The 20,722-nt window shown below is 58.2% G+C and carries 21 protein-coding genes; 15 read left to right on the top strand and 6 right to left on the bottom strand.

Annotated features, from left to right (window positions below):
• Positions 1-64: 64 nt before the first annotated feature.
• The 3 genes from AB4Z23_RS17625 to hslV all read right to left on the bottom strand — a co-directional run bounded on the left by AB4Z23_RS17625 (position 65) and on the right by hslV (position 3,138).
• Positions 65-1,030 (bottom strand): DUF1402 family protein, encoded by a 966-nt coding sequence (locus AB4Z23_RS17625; RefSeq protein ID WP_003516272.1) that lies wholly within the window; start codon positions 1,028-1,030, stop codon positions 65-67.
• Positions 1,031-1,218: 188 nt separating this feature from the next.
• On the bottom strand, positions 1,219-2,526 hold the full coding sequence (hslU, locus tag AB4Z23_RS17620) for an ATP-dependent protease ATPase subunit HslU (RefSeq protein WP_003516274.1): 1,308 nt from the start codon (positions 2,524-2,526) through the stop codon (positions 1,219-1,221).
• A gap of 87 nt (positions 2,527-2,613) precedes the next feature.
• Positions 2,614-3,138, bottom strand: coding sequence for an ATP-dependent protease subunit HslV (gene hslV / locus AB4Z23_RS17615; protein ID WP_003516283.1), 525 nt, complete (start codon positions 3,136-3,138; stop codon positions 2,614-2,616).
• Between the two features lie 203 nt (positions 3,139-3,341).
• Between hslV and hisB the strand changes: the two genes are divergently transcribed.
• Genes hisB through coaA form a run of 7 tightly spaced genes read left to right on the top strand, consistent with a single transcriptional unit; the run spans position 3,342 to position 7,964 of the window.
• Positions 3,342-3,938, top strand: coding sequence for an imidazoleglycerol-phosphate dehydratase HisB (hisB, locus tag AB4Z23_RS17610; protein ID WP_003516285.1), 597 nt, complete (start codon positions 3,342-3,344; stop codon positions 3,936-3,938).
• Positions 3,939-3,961: 23 nt separating this feature from the next.
• The gene (locus AB4Z23_RS17605; RefSeq protein WP_141193464.1) at positions 3,962-4,456 is read left to right on the top strand and encodes a DUF2628 domain-containing protein; all 495 of its coding nucleotides are present in this window, start codon (positions 3,962-3,964) and stop codon (positions 4,454-4,456) included.
• Position 4,457: 1 nt separating this feature from the next.
• Positions 4,458-5,108: an imidazole glycerol phosphate synthase subunit HisH gene (hisH, locus tag AB4Z23_RS17600; RefSeq protein WP_421476883.1), complete on the top strand. Its 651-nt coding sequence runs from the start codon at positions 4,458-4,460 to the stop codon at positions 5,106-5,108.
• Position 5,109: 1 nt separating this feature from the next.
• Positions 5,110-5,853 carry a 1-(5-phosphoribosyl)-5-[(5-phosphoribosylamino)methylideneamino]imidazole-4-carboxamide isomerase gene (gene hisA / locus AB4Z23_RS17595; RefSeq protein WP_013635199.1) on the top strand — a complete coding sequence of 248 codons (744 nt, stop codon included), beginning with the start codon at positions 5,110-5,112 and terminating at the stop codon, positions 5,851-5,853.
• The gene (gene hisF, locus AB4Z23_RS17590) at positions 5,850-6,626 is read left to right on the top strand and encodes an imidazole glycerol phosphate synthase subunit HisF (RefSeq protein WP_003516294.1); all 777 of its coding nucleotides are present in this window, start codon (positions 5,850-5,852) and stop codon (positions 6,624-6,626) included. Before hisA ends, hisF begins: the two co-directional genes overlap by 4 nt.
• A 16-nt stretch (positions 6,627-6,642) precedes the next feature.
• Positions 6,643-6,966 carry a phosphoribosyl-ATP diphosphatase gene (locus AB4Z23_RS17585; protein ID WP_003516295.1) on the top strand — a complete coding sequence of 108 codons (324 nt, stop codon included), beginning with the start codon at positions 6,643-6,645 and terminating at the stop codon, positions 6,964-6,966.
• The gene (coaA, locus tag AB4Z23_RS17580; RefSeq protein WP_019565929.1) at positions 6,963-7,964 is read left to right on the top strand and encodes a type I pantothenate kinase; all 1,002 of its coding nucleotides are present in this window, start codon (positions 6,963-6,965) and stop codon (positions 7,962-7,964) included. Before AB4Z23_RS17585 ends, coaA begins: the two co-directional genes overlap by 4 nt.
• 48 nt (positions 7,965-8,012) lie before the next feature.
• On the opposite strand, the gene lysM is transcribed toward coaA, so the two are convergent.
• The 3 genes from lysM to AB4Z23_RS17565 form a co-directional block, all read right to left on the bottom strand.
• Positions 8,013-8,462: a peptidoglycan-binding protein LysM gene (lysM, locus tag AB4Z23_RS17575; protein WP_174027881.1), complete on the bottom strand. Its 450-nt coding sequence runs from the start codon at positions 8,460-8,462 to the stop codon at positions 8,013-8,015.
• Positions 8,463-8,547: 85 nt separating this feature from the next.
• Positions 8,548-8,982, bottom strand: coding sequence for an alternative ribosome rescue aminoacyl-tRNA hydrolase ArfB (gene arfB, locus AB4Z23_RS17570; RefSeq protein ID WP_019565930.1), 435 nt, complete (start codon positions 8,980-8,982; stop codon positions 8,548-8,550).
• Between the two features lie 112 nt (positions 8,983-9,094).
• Positions 9,095-10,705, bottom strand: coding sequence for a phosphoenolpyruvate carboxykinase (locus tag AB4Z23_RS17565; RefSeq protein WP_003516305.1), 1,611 nt, complete (start codon positions 10,703-10,705; stop codon positions 9,095-9,097).
• 339 nt (positions 10,706-11,044) lie between these two features.
• Here AB4Z23_RS17565 and chvI point away from each other — a divergent pair, with 339 nt between their 5' ends.
• The 8 genes from chvI to tsaE all read left to right on the top strand — a co-directional run bounded on the left by chvI (position 11,045) and on the right by tsaE (position 20,709).
• Entirely contained in the window at positions 11,045-11,773 is a 729-nt protein-coding gene (gene chvI / locus AB4Z23_RS17560; RefSeq protein WP_003516307.1) for a two-component system response regulator ChvI, read from the top strand.
• A 52-nt stretch (positions 11,774-11,825) separates the two neighbouring features.
• A complete protein-coding gene (gene chvG / locus AB4Z23_RS17555; RefSeq protein WP_013635194.1) occupies positions 11,826-13,616 on the top strand; it encodes a two-component system sensor histidine kinase ChvG in 1,791 nt (596 codons plus the stop codon).
• On the top strand, positions 13,606-14,070 hold the full coding sequence (locus AB4Z23_RS17550) for an HPr kinase/phosphorylase (protein WP_013635193.1): 465 nt from the start codon (positions 13,606-13,608) through the stop codon (positions 14,068-14,070). The genes chvG and AB4Z23_RS17550 overlap by 11 nt, the downstream gene beginning before the upstream one ends.
• A 125-nt stretch (positions 14,071-14,195) precedes the next feature.
• Positions 14,196-14,597: a PTS sugar transporter subunit IIA gene (locus tag AB4Z23_RS17545; RefSeq protein ID WP_003516318.1), complete on the top strand. Its 402-nt coding sequence runs from the start codon at positions 14,196-14,198 to the stop codon at positions 14,595-14,597.
• 12 nt (positions 14,598-14,609) lie between these two features.
• On the top strand, positions 14,610-14,885 hold the full coding sequence (locus AB4Z23_RS17540; protein ID WP_003516321.1) for an HPr family phosphocarrier protein: 276 nt from the start codon (positions 14,610-14,612) through the stop codon (positions 14,883-14,885).
• 130 nt (positions 14,886-15,015) lie between these two features.
• Positions 15,016-16,416 carry an adenosylhomocysteinase gene (gene ahcY / locus AB4Z23_RS17535; protein WP_003516323.1) on the top strand — a complete coding sequence of 467 codons (1,401 nt, stop codon included), beginning with the start codon at positions 15,016-15,018 and terminating at the stop codon, positions 16,414-16,416.
• A gap of 208 nt (positions 16,417-16,624) precedes the next feature.
• Positions 16,625-19,207 carry a sensor histidine kinase gene (locus AB4Z23_RS17530; RefSeq protein ID WP_013635192.1) on the top strand — a complete coding sequence of 861 codons (2,583 nt, stop codon included), beginning with the start codon at positions 16,625-16,627 and terminating at the stop codon, positions 19,205-19,207.
• Positions 19,204-20,709, top strand: a complete 1,506-nt coding sequence (tsaE, locus tag AB4Z23_RS17525) for a tRNA (adenosine(37)-N6)-threonylcarbamoyltransferase complex ATPase subunit type 1 TsaE (RefSeq protein WP_421476886.1) — start codon at positions 19,204-19,206, stop codon at positions 20,707-20,709. Before AB4Z23_RS17530 ends, tsaE begins: the two co-directional genes overlap by 4 nt.
• Positions 20,710-20,722: the final 13 nt, after the last annotated feature.

Genomic DNA, 20,722 nt, shown 5'->3' with positions numbered 1-20,722 from the left:
ATTGCGAGAGGCAACCAAATATTATTTCCGTTTTGGAAAGAATGCCGACGATAATCGTCTTTTTCTACAAAAGCGCCTGCAAATCCTTGATGCGATCGTTCACCAGCCAGCCGTAATAGTTTTCTTCCGGCAAAAGCGGCTGTTCCCCCCCTGCGGCGCGCTGACGATTTTTCTGGGCGAGAGCGGCAGCGCGCTGCGCGGATCCGCCGACATTATAAAGCGTGGACGTTACACCAGGATTTTTGGAAACATCCATGTCGGCAATCGACCTGTAGTCGTCGATCGATTTGCGGATGGAAGCTGCCATGAAGGCGAGCGAGCGATCCGGGTCCATGATCGCGGTATAAACGGCGGTCGCATCGTTTTCGTCGAGCTTCTCATAACCTGAGGTTTTCGACACCATGTCGGACAACATCAATGCCGTGAGCGGATTGATCTGGCCAAGACCGAAGGTCTGTCCGGCATAAAAGGGCTGGAAAAATACAGCGCTGAAACGATTGTTCGGATAGGCAACGCCATCTACCGTCTTGCCGCGGAAGCTGTCGTCCCAGACGTCTTCCCGACAGTTCCAAAGGCTATAGGAATCCTTTTTCGACTGGCACCTGGCGAATTGCGAATGCGTCAGAAACTGCGCGATGGTTTCGTCCTTGTAGCCGAAACGGAAGCTGCTGCCGGCATAGGAGGCGGCCTTGACGTAGTAGGATTGCAGGCGGTCATAGGCGTCGACGTTATAGGTATGCTCGCCGACAATCGCCCCGATCATGTGGATCGGATCGATACCGTAGCGCCCGGCGGTAGACTTGATCTTGCCGATCAGTGCCTTGTCGGAAGACAGGAGGTCGATCACCTTCTGGTATTTACGCTCGAAAGACGTATTGGAACCCTTGGTTCGACGTGCGGAAGCCCCCGGAATGCCCGGCTGTTCGGCATTGCGATTGCCAGGCGGGACGACCGTCGCGGCCTCGGCATAAGAAGACGAGACGACGGTGAACGTCAAAGCGGCGGCAAATGCCAGAAGAGTTTTGCGCACGAGCGAATGCCTTTTCTCAAGCCGACCTCTCCCGAACCAAGAGAAAACCGGACCATTCCATAAAGCGGTTCCAACCGGAATGCAGCCTTTCCCATAAACAAAAAGGGGGCTGAATGCGAGACAAGGCCATAAAATAAAAGAGTGCGGCAAATGTGGCCGCACTCTCGTGTCTTTGCTCTCCAAGATATTCAGAGAATATAGCGGGACAAATCCGTATCGGCGGCAAGATCGCCGACGTGCTTTTTGACATATTCCTGATCGATCTTGACGGCAGAGCCACCACGATCGGGTGCGTTGAAGGAAATCTCGTCGAGAACACGCTCCATCACTGTCTGAAGGCGGCGCGCACCGATATTCTCGACCGACGAGTTGAGATGAACAGCCACGTCGGCCAGAGCGTCGATCGCATCGTCCGTGAAGTCGAGATCGAGTTCTTCCGTCGCCATCAGCGCCTTGTACTGGCGGATGAGGCTTGCTTCCGTCTCGGTCAGGATACGGCGGAAATCCTCCTTCGTCAGCGGCTTAAGCTCGACACGGATCGGCAGGCGGCCCTGAAGCTCCGGCAGAAGGTCGGACGGCTTTGCCACATGGAACGCGCCGGAAGCGATGAACAGAACATGGTCGGTTTTCACCGGCCCGTATTTGGTCGAGACAGTCGTGCCTTCAACGAGCGGCAGAAGATCGCGCTGCACGCCTTCACGCGAGACGCCGGCACCCATGCCGCCGTCGCGGGCGGCAATCTTGTCGATCTCATCGAGGAAGACGATGCCGTCATTTTCCACCGACTTCACCGCTTCACGCTGGATCATGTCATTGTCGAGCAGCTTGTCGGATTCGTCGCGAACGAGATCGGTATAGGATTTCGAGACGGTGGTGCGCACCTTCTTGGTACGTCCGCCCATCGCCTTGCCAAACATTTCCGACAGGTTGAGAACGCCGATATTGGCGCCCGGCATGCCGGGGATTTCAAAGCCGGGCATGCCCGAACCGCTGTCGGCCACTTCGATGTCGATTTCCTTGTCGTCCAGCTCGCCATCGCGCAGCTTCTTGCGGAAGCTCTCACGTGTCGCGGGTGACGCGGTCGATCCGACCAGTGCGTCGAGCACCCGCTCTTCGGCGCTCTGATGCGCCTTGGCCTGTACTTCCGCGCGCTTCTTTTCACGCACGAGGCCAATGCCAATCTCGACCAGATCGCGGATGATCTGCTCGACATCGCGACCGACATAACCGACTTCGGTAAATTTGGTCGCTTCGACCTTGATGAAGGGCGCGCCGGCAAGCTTGGCGAGACGGCGGGAAATCTCCGTCTTGCCGACACCGGTCGGTCCGATCATCAGGATGTTTTTCGGCATCACCTCGTCGCGCAGGCTCTCATCGAGCTGCTGGCGACGCCAACGGTTGCGCAGCGCAATCGCGACCGCACGTTTCGCATCATGCTGGCCGATGATGTGGCGATCCAGTTCCGAGACAATTTCCCGGGGAGAAAAAGTGGTCATTCTGTCCTCTCGGCTTTCCTGTTCCGGCCGGCCATTCTGGCCCGGCCCACAGGACCCTTGGGTGAGAAATGGGGGTGAGAAATATGCTTACTCGGCGTCGAGGGTTTCGATGACGAGGTTATGGTTGGTGTAAACGCAGATATCGGCGGCGATATCGAGCGACTTGCGCGCTACCTCCTCTGCCGACTTGTCCGTATCCATCATGGCGCGGGCAGCGGCAAAGGCGTAGTTGCCGCCGGAGCCGATGGCGATCGCGCCATGTTCAGGTTCCAGCACGTCACCATTACCGGTGATGGCGAGTGTCGTGGATTTATCGGCCACCAGCATCATGGCTTCGAGGTTGCGCAGATATTTATCCGTGCGCCAGTCCTTTGCAAGCTCTACGGCCGCGCGCATGAGCTGACCGGGATATTGCTCGAGTTTCTTTTCGAGACGGTCGAGCAGCGTGAAGGCATCCGCCGTTGCGCCGGCAAAACCGGCAATCACTTCACCCTTGCCAATGCGTCGAACCTTGCGGGCATTGCCCTTCATGACGGTTTGGCCAAGACTTACCTGACCATCGCCAGCCATGACGACCTTGCCGCCCTTCCTGACTGTAATAATCGTTGTCATCAAACACCTGTCTGCCCTACCGGGCCTGCGGTTAACGGGCCGGCATCCGGCCCTTCTCGGCATCTATGTAAGTTTGCTTTTCACGATTGCAAATCCTGCCCGCACTGCACTGTTTTGCGCAGATCATGCAAGACGATGGAACAACTGGATATTTGTGTCTCGTGCTGATAAGGAACGGCGACATTTTCACGGAGCGGCCACAGATGGCAGAACGTAAAGGCGAGATCATCCGCAAGACCAACGAAACCTCGGTTTCGGTGCGCGTGGATATCGACGGCACCGGCAAGTCGACAATTTCCACCGGGGTGGGATTTTTCGATCATATGCTGGACCAGCTGAGCCGCCATTCGCTGATCGACATGGATATCGAGGTTCAAGGTGACCTGCATATCGATGATCACCATACGGTGGAAGATACCGGCATCGCCATCGGCCAGGCCATCGCGAAGGCGTTGGGTGACAGGCGCGGCATTACCCGCTACGCCTCGCTCGATCTTGCCATGGATGAGACGATGACCAAGGCTGCCGTGGATATTTCCGGCCGTCCCTTCCTTGTGTGGAATGTCAACTTCTCCGCGCCGAAGATCGGCACATTCGACACCGAGCTTGTGCGCGAATTCTTTCAGGCGCTGGCCCAGAATGCCGGCATCACGCTGCATATCCTGAACCATTACGGCGCCAACAACCATCATATCGCCGAAACATGCTTCAAGGCCGTTGCCCGCGTTCTTCGCGCGGCAACCGAGATCGACCCCCGGCAGGCAGGCCGCGTTCCCTCGACAAAGGGCATGCTGGCCTGACCGCCAAAGCTGTCAGGAAGCCCATGACAAGCTATCTCGTTCTGGAAGCCCCCAAAGGGCCGGACAGGGACCACAAGACGACCCGCTTCATAGCAGACCGTTTCGTCTGGCTGGCACTTATTGCGCCCTGGCTGTGGCTGGCCGTAAACCGGCTGTGGCTGGCCGCGATCGTCGTATTTGCAGTTCTCGTTCTGGCCGGTTGGGCATCAATGTTACCCGGATTCGAACCGGTGGGCATTTTGTGCAGCGTCGCCATTGCCCTCATCACTGCACTGGAGGGGCGCGATTTTCTCGTCCGGCACCTGATCGGCAAGGGCTGGAAGATGACTTCGGTCATTTCCGCCCCTGATCTTTCGAGTGCCGAAGAGATATATTTCTCCGATCTTTCCGAAAATACCGAGCCGTCGGGACAGCTGTCGCAGCCGGTATGGACCCCCTCGCCGCAGAAGAGCGGTGACAAAAACTTCGTCAACGATCCCTCCGGATCGTTTCTTTTCGACTTGAATGGAAGGCGCTGACATGCGCGTCGCGATTATCGACTACGGTTCTGGCAACCTGCGTTCGGCCACCAAGGCTTTCGAGCGCGCCGCCCGCGAAGCCGGCATTAATGCAACCATTGACCTGACCGATAAGCCGGATCACGTCGCATCTGCGGACCGCATCGTACTGCCAGGCGTCGGCGCCTATGCCGATTGCCGCGCCGGTCTCGAAGCTGTGCCCGGCATGCATGAGGCGCTTATCGAAGCCGTCGAGAACAAAGCTCATCCCTTCCTCGGCATCTGCGTCGGAATGCAGCTGATGTCTTCGCGCGGTCTCGAAAAGACTGTCAGCACGGGGCTTGGCTGGATCGAAGGCGATGTCATTGAAATGACGCCCTCCGATCCGACGCTTAAAATCCCGCAGATTGGCTGGAATACGCTGGAAATCCGGCATCAGCATCCCCTGTTCGACGGTATCAGGACCGGCGCTGACGGCTTGCATGCCTATTTCGTGCATTCCTATCATCTGGCGGCGAAACATCCGGCGGATGTCATCGCCACCACCAATTACGGTGGCGCGATGACGGCTTTCGTTGGTCGCGACAATGTGGCTGGCGCGCAGTTCCACCCGGAAAAAAGCCAGACGCTCGGCCTCGCCCTGATTTCCAATTTCCTGCGCTGGAAGCCCTGACATGATTCTTTTTCCCGCAATCGATCTTAAAGACGGCCAGTGCGTTCGCCTGAAACTCGGCGATATGGAGCAGGCAACCGTTTACAATACGGACCCCGGCGCGCAGGCGAAGTCCTTCGAGGACCAAGGCTTCGAGTGGCTGCATGTCGTCGATCTTAACGGCGCCTTCGCTGGCCAGACGGTGAATGGCGAAGCGGTCGATGCCATTCTCAAGGCCACGACAAACCCGGTGCAGCTTGGCGGCGGCATCCGCACTCTCGATCATATTGAGGCGTGGCTCAGCCGTGGGCTTGCCCGCGTCATTCTCGGCACCGTGGCGGTGCGCGATCCCGTTCTGGTTATCGAAGCCTGCAAGCGTTTCCCCGGTCAGGTCGCTGTCGGCATCGACGCCAAAGGCGGCAAGGTTGCTGTTGAGGGCTGGGCGGAAGCCTCAGAACTCGGCGTTATCGAACTTGCCAAACGTTTCGAAGGTGCCGGCGTTGCCGCCATCATCTACACCGATATCGATCGCGACGGCATTCTGGCTGGCATCAACTGGGCCTCTACACTCGAACTGGCAGATGCCGTGTCGATCCCCGTCATCGCCTCCGGCGGCCTTGCTTCCATCGAAGACATCAAGCGCATGTTGCAGCCGGATGCCGCAAAGCTAGAGGGCGCAATTTCAGGCCGCGCGCTTTATGACGGGCGCATCGATCCTGCCGAGGCGCTCGCCCTCATCAAGGCTGCCAAGGAGATAAGCGCATGACCCTCAAAGCCCGCGTTATTCCCTGCCTCGATGTAAAAGACGGCCGCGTCGTCAAGGGTGTGAACTTCGTCGATCTTATCGACGCCGGCGACCCAGTCGAGGCGGCGAAGGCCTATGATGCGGCGGGAGCGGACGAACTCTGCTTTCTCGACATTACCGCCTCGTCCGACAATCGCGACACGATTTTCGACGTGGTATCGCGCACGGCCGATCATTGCTTCATGCCGCTGACCGTCGGCGGCGGCGTCCGCGCCGTGGCTGACATCCGCAAGCTGCTTCTCTGTGGTGCAGACAAGGTCTCCATCAATTCCGCAGCGGTGAAGGATCCTGATTTCGTCGCGCAGGCTGCCGACAAATTCGGCAACCAGTGTATCGTCGTCTCCATCGACGCCAAGCGGGTTTCGAAGGACGGAGAAGACGGGCGCTGGGAGATCTTCACGCATGGCGGACGTCAGCCAACCGGAATAGACGCCGTGGAATTTGCCATCAAGATGGTCGAACGCGGTGCAGGCGAATTGCTCGTCACCTCGATGGACCGCGATGGCACCAAAAGCGGATACGATATCGGCCTGACACGCAGCATTGCCGATCAGGTTCGCGTGCCCGTCATCGCCTCGGGTGGCGTCGGAACGCTGGATGATCTGGTAGCCGGCGTTCGCGATGGCCATGCGACCGCGGTGCTTGCCGCTTCCATCTTCCACTTCGGCACCTATTCGATCGGGCAAGCCAAGAGCTACATGGCCGAGCATGGCATCGCCATGCGTCTCGACTGATTGCAGGAACCTTTCCATGAGCGCATTTTCCCTTTCCGATCTGGAACGCATCGTCGCGACACGCGCCGCCGCCTCCCCCGATGAATCCTGGACGGCCAAACTTGTTGCGGCGGGCCAGGAACGTGCGGCGAAAAAACTGGGCGAAGAGGCTGTTGAGGCCGTCATCGCCGCCATCGCGAAAGACCGCGACGGGCTGAAAAACGAGGCCGCCGATCTGCTTTATCATCTGCTGGTGGTGTTGAAGATCGCCGACATTCCCCTTGCCGACGTCTTTGCCGAGCTGGAGCGCCGGACCGGACAGACCGGACTTGCGGAAAAGGCAGCGAGGCCGACATCATGAATGTCAAGGCAGGCAGCGGGGAGAGAGGCATGCCGAGCACACTCGATCATTTCCGCCCGGATGAATATTCGCCCTATCACTTCTTCAGCTCGGAAGAATGGGCAAAGTTTCGCGCCGACACACCACTCACCCTTTCCGCCGACGAGGTCAAAAGACTGCGTTCGCTGGACGACCCGATCGATCTGGACGAAGTGCGGCGTATCTATCTGTCGCTGTCGCGCCTCCTGTCATCGCATGTGGAAGCATCGCAGCTGCTGTTCGAACAGCGCAACCGCTTCCTGAACATGGCGGATGTCAACAAGACGCCCTTCGTCATCGGCATTGCCGGGTCGGTGGCGGTTGGAAAATCGACAACGGCGCGTATTTTGAAGGAGCTTCTGGCCCGCTGGCCTTCCAGCCCGAAGGTCGATCTCATCACCACCGACGGGTTTCTTTACCCGAACGAGGTGCTGCGGCGCGAAAACCTGATGGAGCGCAAGGGCTTTCCGGAAAGCTACGACATCGGTGCGCTGCTGCGTTTCCTCTCGGCGATCAAGGCGGGCCAGCCGAATGTGAAGGCGCCACGCTACTCGCATCTGACCTATGACGTGCTGCCGAACGAATTCACTGTCATCGACCAGCCGGATATCCTCATCTTCGAAGGCATCAACGTGCTGCAATCACGCGACCTGCCGGCGGGCGGGCGGATCGTGCCGATCGTTTCCGACTTCTTCGATTTCTCGATCTACATCGATGCGGATGAGGACTTCATTCACAACTGGTATGTGAACCGGTTCATGAATCTGCGGCAAACCGCCTTCCGGGACCCGAATTCATTCTTCAATCGCTATGCTTCGATCAGCGAAGAGGCGGCGCTCAGCATTGCCGAGGGCCTCTGGCAGAACATCAACCTGAAGAACCTGCGCCAGAACATCGTGCCCACGCGTCCACGCGCCGATCTTATCCTGCGCAAGGGCAAAAACCACCTGATCGACACGGTGGCGCTTCGCAAATTGTGAAAGATGCCGCAAAAGCGGCATCTCCATCGCAGCGGTTAAAATCCGTTATTAGGCGAGGTCAGGAATGCGCAGAACCTGACCGGGATAGATTTTATCGGGATGGGTCAGCATCGGCTTGTTGGCTTCGAAGATGATGTTGTTCTTGCCGCCATTTGCCTTGCCGTACTGGGCTTCAGCGATCTTCCAGAGATTATCGCCCTTTTTGACCGTGTAGAAAACGGGTTCCTTCGCTGGCGCTTCTGCCACCGTCAGTTCGCCGGCCTCGACCTTGGAAATGCCGAGCGTATTGCCAACGGCGATGACTGCCTTTTCGAAAATCGACTGGTCGGCCACTTCGCCCTTCAGAACGACCTTATCGTTCACCACCTCGACCTGAACCTTGTCGGTGCCGAGATCGTGGGAAGCGAGTTCTTTTTTGACGGCTTCGACATCGGGGGTATCATCTCCACCGATACCAAGCTTCTTTCCCGCTTCCTTGATGAAATTGAACAGACCCATAGCACCCTCCTTGGTTGTAGGAGATTTACCAGACGATATCTGAAGGTCTATGACAAGTGCGAAACATTTTGCCGTCCAGCGCGACCTAGTCGCCTGATGGCTTGCCACGCATTTTCTTGACATCCGACCGGCCGGATTTCGCCTTGAGGCGGCGCTCGACGGAACCCTTGGTCGGCTTGGTGGCCTTGCGCACCGGCGGCGGCGGCGCTGCCGCTTCAAGGATCAGTTCCTTCAGCCGTTCACGCGCGTCTTCGCGATTGCGCTCCTGGCTTCGAAACCGGCTCGCCTCGATCATGAGCACGCCTTCTTTCGAAACACGCCGCCCGCCCAGACGCAGCGCATTCGCCTTCACCCGTTCCGGCAGGGAGGGAGAATTGGCGATGTCGAAAAACAGCTGAACCGCCGTCGAGACCTTGTTGACATTCTGGCCACCCGGCCCGCCGGCAAGAACGAATTGCTCCGTCAGCTCCCAGCCGGCGATGGTAATTCGGTTGCTGATGTAAAGCGGGGCGCTGGCCATGTTTTTTCTCCGCGCCGGTGATGCCACAGATCGGGAAAAATGAAAACAAGGCACGAAACGAAAGAACCCGGCACAAGGCCGGGTTCCCCTCCTCCTCATAAACGAGGCTTATTCATTCTGCCGCGAGCAGCAGTCCCGGTGCTGCATCGCGCACCTTGCTGTCGACGTGATCTTCGAACTTGGTGAAGTTCGTAACGAACATCGACACAAGCTTCTTCGCCTGCGCGTCATAAGCTGCGCCGTCGGCCCAGGTCGAACGCGGATCGAGGATAGCGGCATCGACGCCTTCCAGCGACAGGGGCACGGCGAAACCGAAATTCGCATCGGTGCGGAATTCGGCACCCTTCAGCTCGCCGGTGAGGGCTGCCGTCAGAAGCGCGCGGGTCGCCTTGATGGGCATACGCTTGCCGATGCCGTAAGCACCGCCGGTCCAGCCGGTGTTGACCAGCCAGCAGTCCACGCCATGCTTGCCGATCAGCTCACGCAGCAGGTTGCCGTATTCCGCCGGGTGGCGCGGCATGAAGGGTGCGCCGAAGCAGGTTGAGAATGTCGCTTCCGGCTCAGTCACGCCCTTTTCCGTGCCGGCAACCTTTGCCGTGTAGCCGGAAAGGAAGTGGTACATGGCCTGTTCCGGCGTCAGCCGGGCAATCGGCGGCAGCACGCCGAAGGCATCCGCCGTCAGCATGATGATCGTCTTCGGATGACCGGCAATGCCCGTTTCCGATGCATTCGGAATGAAGTGCAGCGGATAGGCACTGCGGGTGTTTTCCGTCAGTGAGTTGTCGTTGAAATCCGGAACACGGTTTTCGTCCAGCACGACGTTTTCGAGAACGGTGCCGAAACGGCGGGTCGCGGCATAGATTTCCGGCTCAGCTTCGGCCGACAGCTTGATCGCCTTGGCGTAGCAGCCGCCTTCGAAATTGAAGATGCCGTGTTCGCCCCAGCCGTGCTCATCGTCGCCGATCAGCGTGCGCGACGGATCAGCCGACAGCGTGGTCTTGCCGGTGCCGGACAGGCCGAAGAACACGGCGGAATCACCCTCGGGACCGACATTGGCCGAGCAATGCATCGGCATGACGCCCTTGGCCGGCAGCAGGTAGTTCAGCACCGTGAAGACCGACTTCTTGTTTTCACCGGCATAGGAGGTACCGCCGATGAGGACGAGACCATTGGTGAGATCGCAGGCGATGACGGTTTCCGAACGGACGCCGTGACGCGCCGGATCAGCCTTGAAGCTCGGCAGATTGATGATGGTCAGCTTCTGTTTGAAGCCTGCCAGTTTCTCCCGCTTCGGGCGGATGAGCAGGTTCCGGATGAACAGCGAATGCCAGGCAAGCTCAGTGACGACACGGGTCGACAGGGCGTTTTCCTCATCGGCACCGCCGATCAGATCCTGAACATAGAGCGTCTTGCCGGCGGCGTGCGCAAGCATGTCCTGACGCAGCAACTCGAAGTTTTCCGGCGACAGCGGCTTGTTGTTGTCCCACCAGATAGTGTCTTCGGTGGAAGCGTCGCGGACGACGAATTTGTCCTTCGGAGAACGGCCCGTATGCTGACCGGTAACGGCACGAAGTGCGCCATCCGCCGTCAGCTCAGCTTCGCCGTTGCGGATCGCCTCTTCGTACAATTCGCTTTCGTTGAGGTTATAAAAGACGCGGGAGGCCTCGCCCAGTCCGAGTTCCGCAACTCCATTGGCAGGATTATGAACCCCAAGCTCGTTCATGACGCGTTCCTTGTAAATGACGATAAGGCCGTTGAAATTTTCACGGAAAATACGTGGCGGCTTTTAGAAACGCAAGAGTGAAACTTTAAATAACTTAGTGATTTCAATATATTAATCGATTTAAAAGATTTTATTTCTTTTTAAATCGGTTGAAGACGCATTAGAATCCAGCTGCGGCGTTTTCCCGGAATTGGCCTAGTCACACCAAGCGATTTGGTTGTGAGTTTTCCTTTGCCACAATTTGTTCCACCTTTATACTCATGAGAGTGGCTCGCGGCGCGCAACCTTGGCTGGGTGGATGTCGGGAGTTACGAGAAAATGACGATGGAGACCAACTACATGCAGACGATCGCGCTTGTCGACGACGACCGGAATATTCTCACTTCGGTATCGATCGCGCTCGAAGCCGAAGGCTACCGGGTCGAAACGTATACGGACGGCGCCTCCGCGCTTGACGGACTGATTGCCCGTCCGCCGCAGCTCGCCATTTTCGACATCAAGATGCCGCGCATGGATGGCATGGAGCTTTTGCGGCGTCTTCGCCAGAAATCGGATATTCCGGTTATCTTCCTGACCTCCAAGGATGAAGAGATCGACGAATTGTTCGGCCTGAAGATGGGTGCTGACGATTTCATCACAAAACCCTTCTCGCAGCGCCTTCTGGTGGAACGCGTCAAGGCCATCCTGCGCCGCGCCAGCAGCCGCGAGGCTTCCGCTGCGACCGGCGGCAGCACGCTGAAGCCGACGGCTGATCAACAGGCGCGCACACTCGAACGCGGCCAGCTGGCCATGGATCAGGAACGCCACACCTGCACCTGGAAGGGCGAGCCGGTGACGCTGACCGTTACCGAATTCCTTATCCTGCATTCGCTTGCACAGCGGCCAGGCGTGGTGAAAAGCCGCGACGCGCTGATGGATGCGGCCTACGACGAACAGGTCTATGTTGACGACCGCACGATCGACAGCCACATCAAGCGGCTTCGCAAGAAGTTCAAACTGGTCGATGGTGACTTCGATATGATTGAAACGCTTTATGGCGTAGGATATCGCTTCCGCGAAGCGGCTTGAACGAGCCGCAATCGGGAGAGACCACCGGAATTGTGGTGGCGAGGACATAGACTTGTTGAAGAAAACGCCGGAAACCGTCTCGGACAGTGACGATGCCGAAGATCGCGGCAGCGAACGCCGCCATCGTATCCATCCGCTGACGATCGTCCGACGCATTTTTGGCAATGCTGTGTTTTCCAGCCTCACGCGCCGCATCCTCTTCTTCAACGTGGCCGCGACGGTCGTTCTGGTCGGTGGCATTCTCTACCTCAACCAGTTCCGCGAGGGGCTGATCGATGCGCGGGTGGAAAGCCTTTTGACGCAGGGCGAGATCATCGCCGGTGCCATCTCGGCCTCCGCCTCGGTGGATACCAACTCCATCACCATCAATCCGGAAAAGCTGCTGGAATTGCAGGCGGGGCAAAGCATCACGCCCGCCCCCAATGACGAGGACTTGAGTTTCCCGATCAATCCGGAACGGGTGGCGCCGGTGCTGCGCCGGCTGATTTCGCCGACACGGACCCGCGCGCGGCTTTTCGATGCCGATGCCAACCTGCTTCTCGATTCCCGCCATCTCTATTCACGCGGCCAGGTCCTGCGCTTCGATCTGCCGCCGGTGACGCCGGAAACCCAGACCTGGGGTGAATGGTTCACCAGCATGTTCAACCGCATGCTGCAACCGAGCAGCCTGCCGCAATACAAGGAAGCGCCAGGAGGCGACGGCTCGATCTATCCGGAGGTGATGAATGCGCTGACCGGCGTGCGCGGCGCAGTCGTTCGCGTTACCGAAAAGGGTGAGCTGATCGTTTCGGTCGCCGTGCCGGTGCAGCGCTTCCGGGCCGTGCTCGGGGTTCTGCTCCTGTCCACGCAGGCCGGCGATATCGACAAGATCGTGCATGCGGAGCGCCTTGCCATCATGCGCGTGTTCGGCATCGCCACGCTCGTCAACATCGTACTTTCCCTGTTGTTGTCCTCCACCATCGCCACGCCGCTCCGGCGGCTTTCGGCGGCTGCGATCCGCGTTCGTCGCGGAGCAAGAACCCGCGAGGAGATACCGGACTTTTCGGCGCGTCAGGATGAAATCGGCAACCTTTCCATAGCGCTTCGTGAAATGACGACGGCGCTCTACGACCGTATCGACGCAATCGAAAGTTTCGCCGCCGATGTCAGCCACGAGCTCAAGAACCCGCTGACTTCGCTGCGCAGCGCCGTGGAAACCCTGCCGCGTGCCAAGACGGAAGAGTCCAAACAGCGGCTGACCGAGATCATCTTCCACGATGTCCGCCGCCTCGACCGCCTCATCAGCGATATTTCGGATGCCTCGCGGCTCGATGCCGAACTGGCGCGTGTCGATGCATCGCCGCTGGATCTCGACGTTCTTATGAAGGGTCTGGTGGATATCTCCCGCCAGATCAGCACAAAGAAAAAGAGCGTGGCGATCGACTATGTCGCCGACCGGAAGGCGGGAGCCAAAACCTCCTTCGTCGTGAACGGTCACGATCTTCGCATCGGGCAGATCGTCACCAACCTGATCGAGAATGCGCGCTCTTTCGTTTCCGAGGAAAGCGGCCGCATCACCGTGCGCCTTTCCCGTCACAAGGACCGCTGCATCGTGCAGGTGGAAGACAATGGTCCGGGCATTCAGGCCGAGGATATCGACCGGATTTTCGAGCGCTTCTACACCGACCGACCGGCAAGCGAAGGTTTCGGCCAGAATTCCGGCCTTGGCCTTTCCATCAGCCGCCAGATCGCCGAAGCCCATGGCGGCAGCCTGAGGGCAGAAAACGTCGTCGACAAATACGGCGTGATATCAGGCGCGCGCTTCACCCTGTCGCTGCCGGCGGCCGAAACCCATGAACGCTGAACGCTTCAACCTGCACGCAACCGCCATTGTCGTCGACAACACCGGCATTCTCTTCACCGGACCGTCCGGCAGCGGCAAAAGCGAGCTTGCCTTCAGCTTTCTGACGGAGGCGCAACGGTGCGGATTGCCGGCGGCACTGATCGCGGATGATCAGATTTTCGTGTATCGCGACGGCGAAAACATCATAGCCGAGCGGCCGGAAGCGATTGCCGGACTACTCGAGTTGCGCGGCAGCGGCATCGTTAACGTCAACAGCGTCCCGAGCGCCGGACTAAATTTCGCCGTTACGACAGTTCTTTCACCGGAAAATCCAAGACTTCCGGAAGATGACGAGGTGTTGTTGCTGCCCTGCGGCGGGCATCTTCCGCTTCTGCGTATTCCGCTTTCCAGTCTTACGCCCTATGGAAAATTTGCTGCACTTGCTCAAAATCTTTTTAAAACGAACGTGAAGTGACCATGATTCAGGCGATTTTAGGCTTGCGATTCGCATTTTCCTCATCAAGATGAAATCCCACCGATGGACAGGATTGCCGCGTTGCGATAGTCGGCAATGAGAGTGCGTGTGCAAGGGAGCATTTCATGATCGGACTAGTGCTTGTCACCCATGGCAAGCTGGCTGAGGAGTTTCGCCATGCGTTGGAGCATGTCGTCGGTCCCCAGAAATTGATCGAGACGGTTTGTATCGGTCCCGAAGACGACATGGATCAGCGCCGGCAGGATATCATCGACGCCGTTACGCGCGTCAATGATGGAAATGGCGTCATTATTCTGACGGATATGTTCGGTGGTACACCGTCCAATCTCGCCATCTCCGTCATGAACAACGGCAATGTCGAAGTCATCGCCGGGGTCAATCTTCCCATGCTGATAAAACTCGCAGGCGTTCGCAGCGAAGACAACATGGACAAGGCGCTCCAGGACGCATCCGACGCCGGTCGCAAATACATCAACGTTGCCAGCCGCGTTTTAAGCGGCAAATAAGAAGTCAGCCCCATGTCGCCTCACTCCCGGGAATTGCCGATCATCAACAAGCGCGGTCTCCACGCCCGGGCATCTGCAAAATTCGTGCAGATGGTCGAGGGTTTCGACGCGACGATTACGGTGTCGAAGGACGGAATGACCGTTGGCGGCACCTCCATCATGGGTCTGATGATGCTGGCGGCCAGCCCGGGATGCAGTGTCTATGTCGAGGCGAGCGGCAACCAGGCGGAAGAGGCGCTCGCCGCACTTGAGGCACTTGTTGCCGACCGCTTCGGCGAAGAAGCCTGACCCCACCCCCCATATAAAGACATAAAGACTTCTTTATATCGTTATTGCCAGATCGTTTTTGGCCTGCTAAACCGCTGCTACGTTTAAAAGCCGGGCCAATAGGCATGGCATTTCTGATCTGGAGAACTTCATGAGCCTTGAGAAGGACTACATCATCGCCGATATCAACCTTGCCGCATTCGGCCGCAAGGAACTGGACATCGCCGAAACCGAAATGCCTGGCCTTATGTCCTGCCGCAAGGAATTCGGCGAGAGCAAGCCCCTGAAGGGCGCACGTATCACCGGTTCTCTTCACATGACGATCCAGACCGGCGTTCTGATCGAGACGCTGAAGGAACTGGGCGCGGACATCCGCTGGGCGTCCTGCAACATCTTCTCGACGCAGGACCATGCCGCAGCAGCCATTGCAGCGGCCGGCATTCCTGTTTTCGCGGTCAAGGGTGAGAGCCTGACGGAATATTGGGAATATACCGACAAGATCTTCCAGTGGACCGATGGCGGCCTCTCCAACATGATCCTCGATGATGGCGGCGATGCCACCATGTACATTCTGCTCGGCGCGCGCGCCGAAGCCGGTGAGGACGTTCTTTCCAACCCCGGTTCGGAAGAAGAGGAAATTCTTTTCGCGCAGATCAACAAGCGCCTCAAGGCTTCCCCCGGCTGGTTCACCAAGCAGCGTGACGCGCTGAAGGGCGTGACGGAAGAAACGACGACAGGCGTTCATCGTCTCTACGATCTTGCCAAGAAGGGCCTCCTGCCCTTCCCGGCCATCAACGTCAACGACAGCGTCACCAAGTCCAAGTTCGACAACAAATACGGCTGCAAGGAATCGCTGGTAGACGGCATTCGCCGCGCAACCGACGTGATGATGGCTGGCAAGGTTGCCGTGGTCTGCGGTTACGGCGACGTCGGCAAGGGTTCCGCCGCCTCGCTGCAGGGCGCTGGCGCCCGCGTGAAGGTCACGGAAATCGACCCGATCTGCGCGCTTCAGGCCGCCATGGACGGTTTCGAGGTCGTTCGACTGGAAGACGTTGTGTCTTCCGCTGACATCTTCATCACCACCACCGGCAACAAGGACGTTATCCGCATCGAGCACATGCGCGAGATGAAGGACATGGCCATCGTCGGCAATATCGGCCATTTCGACAATGAAATTCAGGTCGCTTCGCTGCGTAACCTCAAGTGGACAAACATCAAGCCGCAGGTCGACATGATCGAGTTCCCGAAGGGCAACCGCATCATCCTGCTGTCCGAAGGACGCCTGCTGAACCTTGGCAATGCCACAGGTCACCCTTCCTTCGTCATGTCGGCGTCGTTCACCAACCAGGTGCTGGGCCAGATCGAGCTTTTCACCAAGCCGGGTGAATACAAGAACGAAGTCTACGTGCTGCCGAAGCACCTCGACGAAAAGGTTGCACGCCTTCATCTCGAGAAGCTTGGCGTGCGCCTGACCGAACTTTCCGACCTTCAGGCTGATTATATCGGCATCTCGAAGCAGGGTCCGTTCAAGGCAGAACACTACAGATATTAATTTCATAGTTAATATCCACTGAAATTACACAATATGTAGATGCCGTGCGCTTGACAAAGCGCGCGGCATCTTTTTTGCGCGCTCCCTTTCCGCAGATTTATGAAGACGGTATTGTCATCGAACTTGATTCGGACACGCCAAAGGGCGGCGGGGACGAAATGGGATGTCTTGTCGAAGATGCGGCACATAGGACGGAGACAGACCGGGGATGACGGTTCACAATTCGGATCTGCGCGAGCAGACAGTTCAACGCGTTGAAAACACGCATGCTGGCGTGGCATTGGGCGCGGCCATGGCGCGTTGCCGGCTGGCGATCAGTGCTGTGCGGACAGGCTTTTCGCGGCTTCCCGTCCTGATGTCCGGCACGGTTCTCGCCGGCTCTGCAAATGTGGCGCTGGCGCAGGACGGTCTTGTCGCAAAGACCGGCGCGCGGCTGTTTTCATCCGGAGAAACCATCACCTATTCGCTTTTTGTCGGCATGCTTTCGGCCACGCTGTTTTCCGTCGTCTGGCTGGTGCGCCAGCGCGGTAATATCGAGGCGGAGAGCGGTGAATACCGCAAGGCGCTGGCAGAATCCCACCACAAGATCGCGAAATACGAGGCGCTTATCTCCGACAAGAGCCGGCGCATCGTCATCTGGGACGGCGTGGACAAGCGCCCCGAATTTCTGGGGCAGCTGCCCGTAGAGACGGGCGCACCGCAGGCGGATCACGATTTTCTGGCCTTCGGGCGCTGGCTGAAGCCATCATCCGCGAGCCAGCTTGAAAAATCCCTCGAAAAACTTCGCAGCCACGCACAGAGTTTCGATCTGACCATCGAAACGCAGCGCGGCGAAGTCATTGAAGTTCAAGGCCGGGTTTCCGGCGGCAATGCCTTCGCGCGTTTCGTCGCCCTCAACAACCTCCGCGCCGAACTGGCCGAATTGCAGGTGGAGCGCGAGCGCCTGATCGCCTCGGTCTCCACGTTTCAGGAACTTCTCGATTCGATCGAACAGCCCGTCTGGCGGCGCAATGGCGAAGGCGAACTCATATGGGTGAACCACGCCTATGCGCACGCTGTGGATGCGCGCGATGCCGAACAGACCATTCAGGAGAAACGCGAACTTCTGAACACCGTTACCCGGCAGAAGATACGTGCGGCCGCTACGCCGAGTTCCCCCTATCACGATCGCATTTCGACGGTGGTTTCCGGAAACCGTACCTTCTTCGACGTTGTCGATATCAAGACGGCAGGCGGTTCTGCAGGCATCGCCATCGATGCTACCGAAGCGGAAACCACCCGCGAGGAAATGAAGCGGGTTCTGAAAAGCCACGCCGAAACGCTGGATCATCTCGCAACGCCCGTCGCCATTTTCGACGGCCGGCAGCGGCTGCAATTCTACAATCAGGCCTTTGCCAGCCTGTGGGGATTCGATCTGGTTTTCCTGGAATCCGGCCCCGATAATTCCGAGCTTCTCGACAGGCTGCGCACCGCCGGCAAATTGCCCGAGCAGCTGAACTGGAAAAACTGGAAAGAGACGGCACTCTCCGTTTACCGCTCTCTCGATACCAAGACCGATCTGTGGCACCTGCCCAACGGCCAGACGTTGCGGGTTATCGCGACCGCCCACCCGCAGGGTGGCGCGACATGGGTCTTCGAGAACCTGACCGAACAGGTCGATCTGCAGATGCGCTACAACACCTTGGTGAAGGTGCAGGGCGAAACCATCGACCATCTGGCCGAAGGTGTCGCCGTGTTTGGTGCGGACGGACGTATTCGCCTTTCCAACCCGGCATTCAGGGCCCTCTGGGGCGTTACCGCCGAGCAGGCGGAAACTGGAACCCACATCCGCGCCGTTGAGGCCGCCTGCACGCAATCCTACGACAAGCCGGATGGCTGGCGCTCTTTCAGCCAGTTCATCACCAGCTTTGACGATGAACGCCCGTCGAGACAGGGAACGCTGGAACTACTCTCCGGCCTGGTCCTCGACTACGCCATTATTCCGCTGCCGGATGCGCAGACCATGCTGACATTCGTCAACATGACTGACAGCGTGCGGGCCGAGCGGGCGCTCAAGGAAAAGAACGACGCACTGCTCAAGGCCGACGAGCTGAAGAACGATTTCGTACAGCACGTCTCTTATGAGTTGCGCTCGCCGCTGACCAATATCATTGGCTTCACCGATCTCCTGAAGACCCCGGGTATTGGAGAATTGACGGACCGGCAGGCGGAATATCTCGACCATATTTCCACCTCTTCCTCGGTTCTTCTGACCATCGTCAACGACATCCTCGATCTCGCGACCGTCGATGCTGGCATCATGCAGCTGAACTATTCGGAAAACGATCTCAACGAATTGCTCGATGACGTTTCGGTGCAGATTGCCGACCGGCTACAGGAAAGCGGTATTTCGCTCGAGATCGTCGCACCCGCGCATCTCGGTAGTCTGGTGGCGGATCACCAGCGCCTGAAGCAGATCCTCATCAAGCTCCTCACCAATGCAATCAATTTTGCGCCGGAAGGGTCTTCCGTTCAGCTTTCATGCCAGCGCAGCGAGGGTGACTTCCTGTTCTCTGTGGCCGACAAGGGACCGGGTATCCCCGAAGACATGCTCAAGGCCGTGTTTGACCGCTTCGAGACGCGCGGCAACGGCGGACGGCGGACCGGCGCTGGCCTTGGCCTTTCTATAGTGGAAAGCTTCGTCAGCCTGCATCACGGCACTGTCAGCATCGACAGCCGGCCCGGCAACGGCACCATCGTCACCTGCCGCATTCCTTCGGGCGTGCACCCGCATTCCATCGCCGCAGAATGAGTGACGATATCCTGCCGATCACCCTTTCCCTCAATGGGGAAAAGGACACCATCCGGTTAGGCGAAGATCTGGCGCTGGCTTTGGGAGCTGGCGATTGCCTCGCGCTGATCGGAGATCTCGGCGCGGGCAAATCCACTCTCGCCCGCGCCTTCATCCGGGCGATGGCGGATGCACCTGATCTTGAAGTTCCAAGCCCCACATTCACGATCATCCAGACCTATCCAACACGTATTCCCGTTGCCCATCTTGATCTGTACCGACTGTCTGACGTCTCGGAACTGGACGAACTCGGCATCGACGAGATGCTGGAAGACGGTATCTGCCTGATCGAGTGGCCTGATATCGCCGCCGACATCCTCCCGCAAAACCAGACCATCAGCCTGCGACTGGAACACTCCGGTGACGGGCGTCGGGCTGTAATCGATGCTCTCGCGAAACAGAAAGCACGGCTTGAGCGCGTTTTCGCCATTCGCGATTTTCTTGCGAAAAATGGCAAGGGCGATGCGACCCGCCATTTCCTAAGCGGCGATGCTTCCACACGCGCCTATGAGACCATTTCCACCGATGGTCCGGACCTTATCCTGATGGACTGGCGACGCCCTTTGAGAGGTGCGATCGTTGCTGATGGCAAGACCTATGCGGAAATCGCCCATCTTGCCCAGGATGCCCGTTCCTTCGTGGCGATCGGCAATTATCTGCGAAATAGCGGCTTTCGCGCGCCTGACATACTGGCGGCGGATACCGATCAGGGGATTCTCCTCCTGGAGGACCTCGGGCGGGATGGGGTGCTTGCGCCTGATGGAACGCCGATTGAGGAACGTTATCTGCAGAGCGTCGCCTGCCTCGCCGCCCTTCATAAAGCTCCGGAACCGCGCAAGCTGCCGGTCGGTGACGGCAGCACCTACGAAGTGCCTCCTTTCGATCGACCGGCGATGAAGATCGAGGTGTCGCTGCTGGTGGAATGGTATCTGCCCCACAAACGCGGCAAATCACTGTCCGATACCGAGAAGCGTGACTATTATGCTCTCTGGGACGGCCTGATAGACGCGCTCAGTGGCTGCGAAAGCGGGCTACTTCTGCGCGATTTCCATTCGCCGAACATTCTCTGGCAAGAGCAAAATGCAGGCATACGGCAAGTCGGACTGATCGATTTTCAAGACGCGATGATCGGCCCGACGGCCTACGATCTCGCCTCCATCGTGCAGGATGCGCGGGTTACCATTTTGCCCGAACTGCAGGAACGCCTCCTTTCGCACTATCTCGACATTAGACGAGACGAGCCATCCTTCGATGAGGCGTCTTTTCTCAAGGCTTTCGCCATCATGTCGGCGCAGCGCAACTGCAAGCTGGCCGGTATCTGGGTAAGGCTGTTGGAACGCGATGGCAAACCCGGTTATATGAAACATATGCCAAGGACGTTTCGCTATCTTTCCGCAGCGCTTTCGCATCCCGAACTTGCACCGCTCAAAGACTGGTGCGTCCATATGGGCATGGAATTTTAAAGACTGAAAGACG

Origin of the sequence: Agrobacterium sp. MCAB5, from assembly GCF_052114365.1 — a bacterium.
Taxonomy (GTDB): Bacteria; Pseudomonadota; Alphaproteobacteria; order Rhizobiales; family Rhizobiaceae; genus Agrobacterium; species Agrobacterium tumefaciens.
Note: the sequence above shows the minus strand (reverse complement) of the source record. Positions and strands in the feature narration are given on the sequence as shown.

What these genes read in the sequence shown, in the direction of transcription:
- hisH (WP_421476883.1), top strand. Translation starts at nt 4,458, where the DNA reads ATGCGCGTCGCGATTATCGACTACGGTTCTGGCAACCTGCGTTCGGCC.
- arfB (WP_019565930.1), bottom strand. Translation starts at nt 8,982, where the DNA reads ATGGCCAGCGCCCCGCTTTACATCAGCAACCGAATTACCATCGCCGGC.
- hisA (WP_013635199.1), top strand. Translation starts at nt 5,110, where the DNA reads ATGATTCTTTTTCCCGCAATCGATCTTAAAGACGGCCAGTGCGTTCGC.
- AB4Z23_RS17585 (WP_003516295.1), top strand. Translation starts at nt 6,643, where the DNA reads ATGAGCGCATTTTCCCTTTCCGATCTGGAACGCATCGTCGCGACACGC.
- lysM (WP_174027881.1), bottom strand. Translation starts at nt 8,462, where the DNA reads ATGGGTCTGTTCAATTTCATCAAGGAAGCGGGAAAGAAGCTTGGTATC.
- AB4Z23_RS17530 (WP_013635192.1), top strand. Translation starts at nt 16,625, where the DNA reads ATGACGGTTCACAATTCGGATCTGCGCGAGCAGACAGTTCAACGCGTT.
- AB4Z23_RS17550 (WP_013635193.1), top strand. Translation starts at nt 13,606, where the DNA reads ATGAACGCTGAACGCTTCAACCTGCACGCAACCGCCATTGTCGTCGAC.
- ahcY (WP_003516323.1), top strand. Translation starts at nt 15,016, where the DNA reads ATGAGCCTTGAGAAGGACTACATCATCGCCGATATCAACCTTGCCGCA.
- AB4Z23_RS17565 (WP_003516305.1), bottom strand. Translation starts at nt 10,705, where the DNA reads ATGAACGAGCTTGGGGTTCATAATCCTGCCAATGGAGTTGCGGAACTC.
- AB4Z23_RS17605 (WP_141193464.1), top strand. Translation starts at nt 3,962, where the DNA reads ATGACAAGCTATCTCGTTCTGGAAGCCCCCAAAGGGCCGGACAGGGAC.
- coaA (WP_019565929.1), top strand. Translation starts at nt 6,963, where the DNA reads ATGAATGTCAAGGCAGGCAGCGGGGAGAGAGGCATGCCGAGCACACTC.
- hslU (WP_003516274.1), bottom strand. Translation starts at nt 2,526, where the DNA reads ATGACCACTTTTTCTCCCCGGGAAATTGTCTCGGAACTGGATCGCCAC.
- tsaE (WP_421476886.1), top strand. Translation starts at nt 19,204, where the DNA reads ATGAGTGACGATATCCTGCCGATCACCCTTTCCCTCAATGGGGAAAAG.
- chvI (WP_003516307.1), top strand. Translation starts at nt 11,045, where the DNA reads ATGCAGACGATCGCGCTTGTCGACGACGACCGGAATATTCTCACTTCG.
- hisF (WP_003516294.1), top strand. Translation starts at nt 5,850, where the DNA reads ATGACCCTCAAAGCCCGCGTTATTCCCTGCCTCGATGTAAAAGACGGC.
- AB4Z23_RS17545 (WP_003516318.1), top strand. Translation starts at nt 14,196, where the DNA reads ATGATCGGACTAGTGCTTGTCACCCATGGCAAGCTGGCTGAGGAGTTT.
- AB4Z23_RS17540 (WP_003516321.1), top strand. Translation starts at nt 14,610, where the DNA reads ATGTCGCCTCACTCCCGGGAATTGCCGATCATCAACAAGCGCGGTCTC.
- hisB (WP_003516285.1), top strand. Translation starts at nt 3,342, where the DNA reads ATGGCAGAACGTAAAGGCGAGATCATCCGCAAGACCAACGAAACCTCG.
- hslV (WP_003516283.1), bottom strand. Translation starts at nt 3,138, where the DNA reads ATGACAACGATTATTACAGTCAGGAAGGGCGGCAAGGTCGTCATGGCT.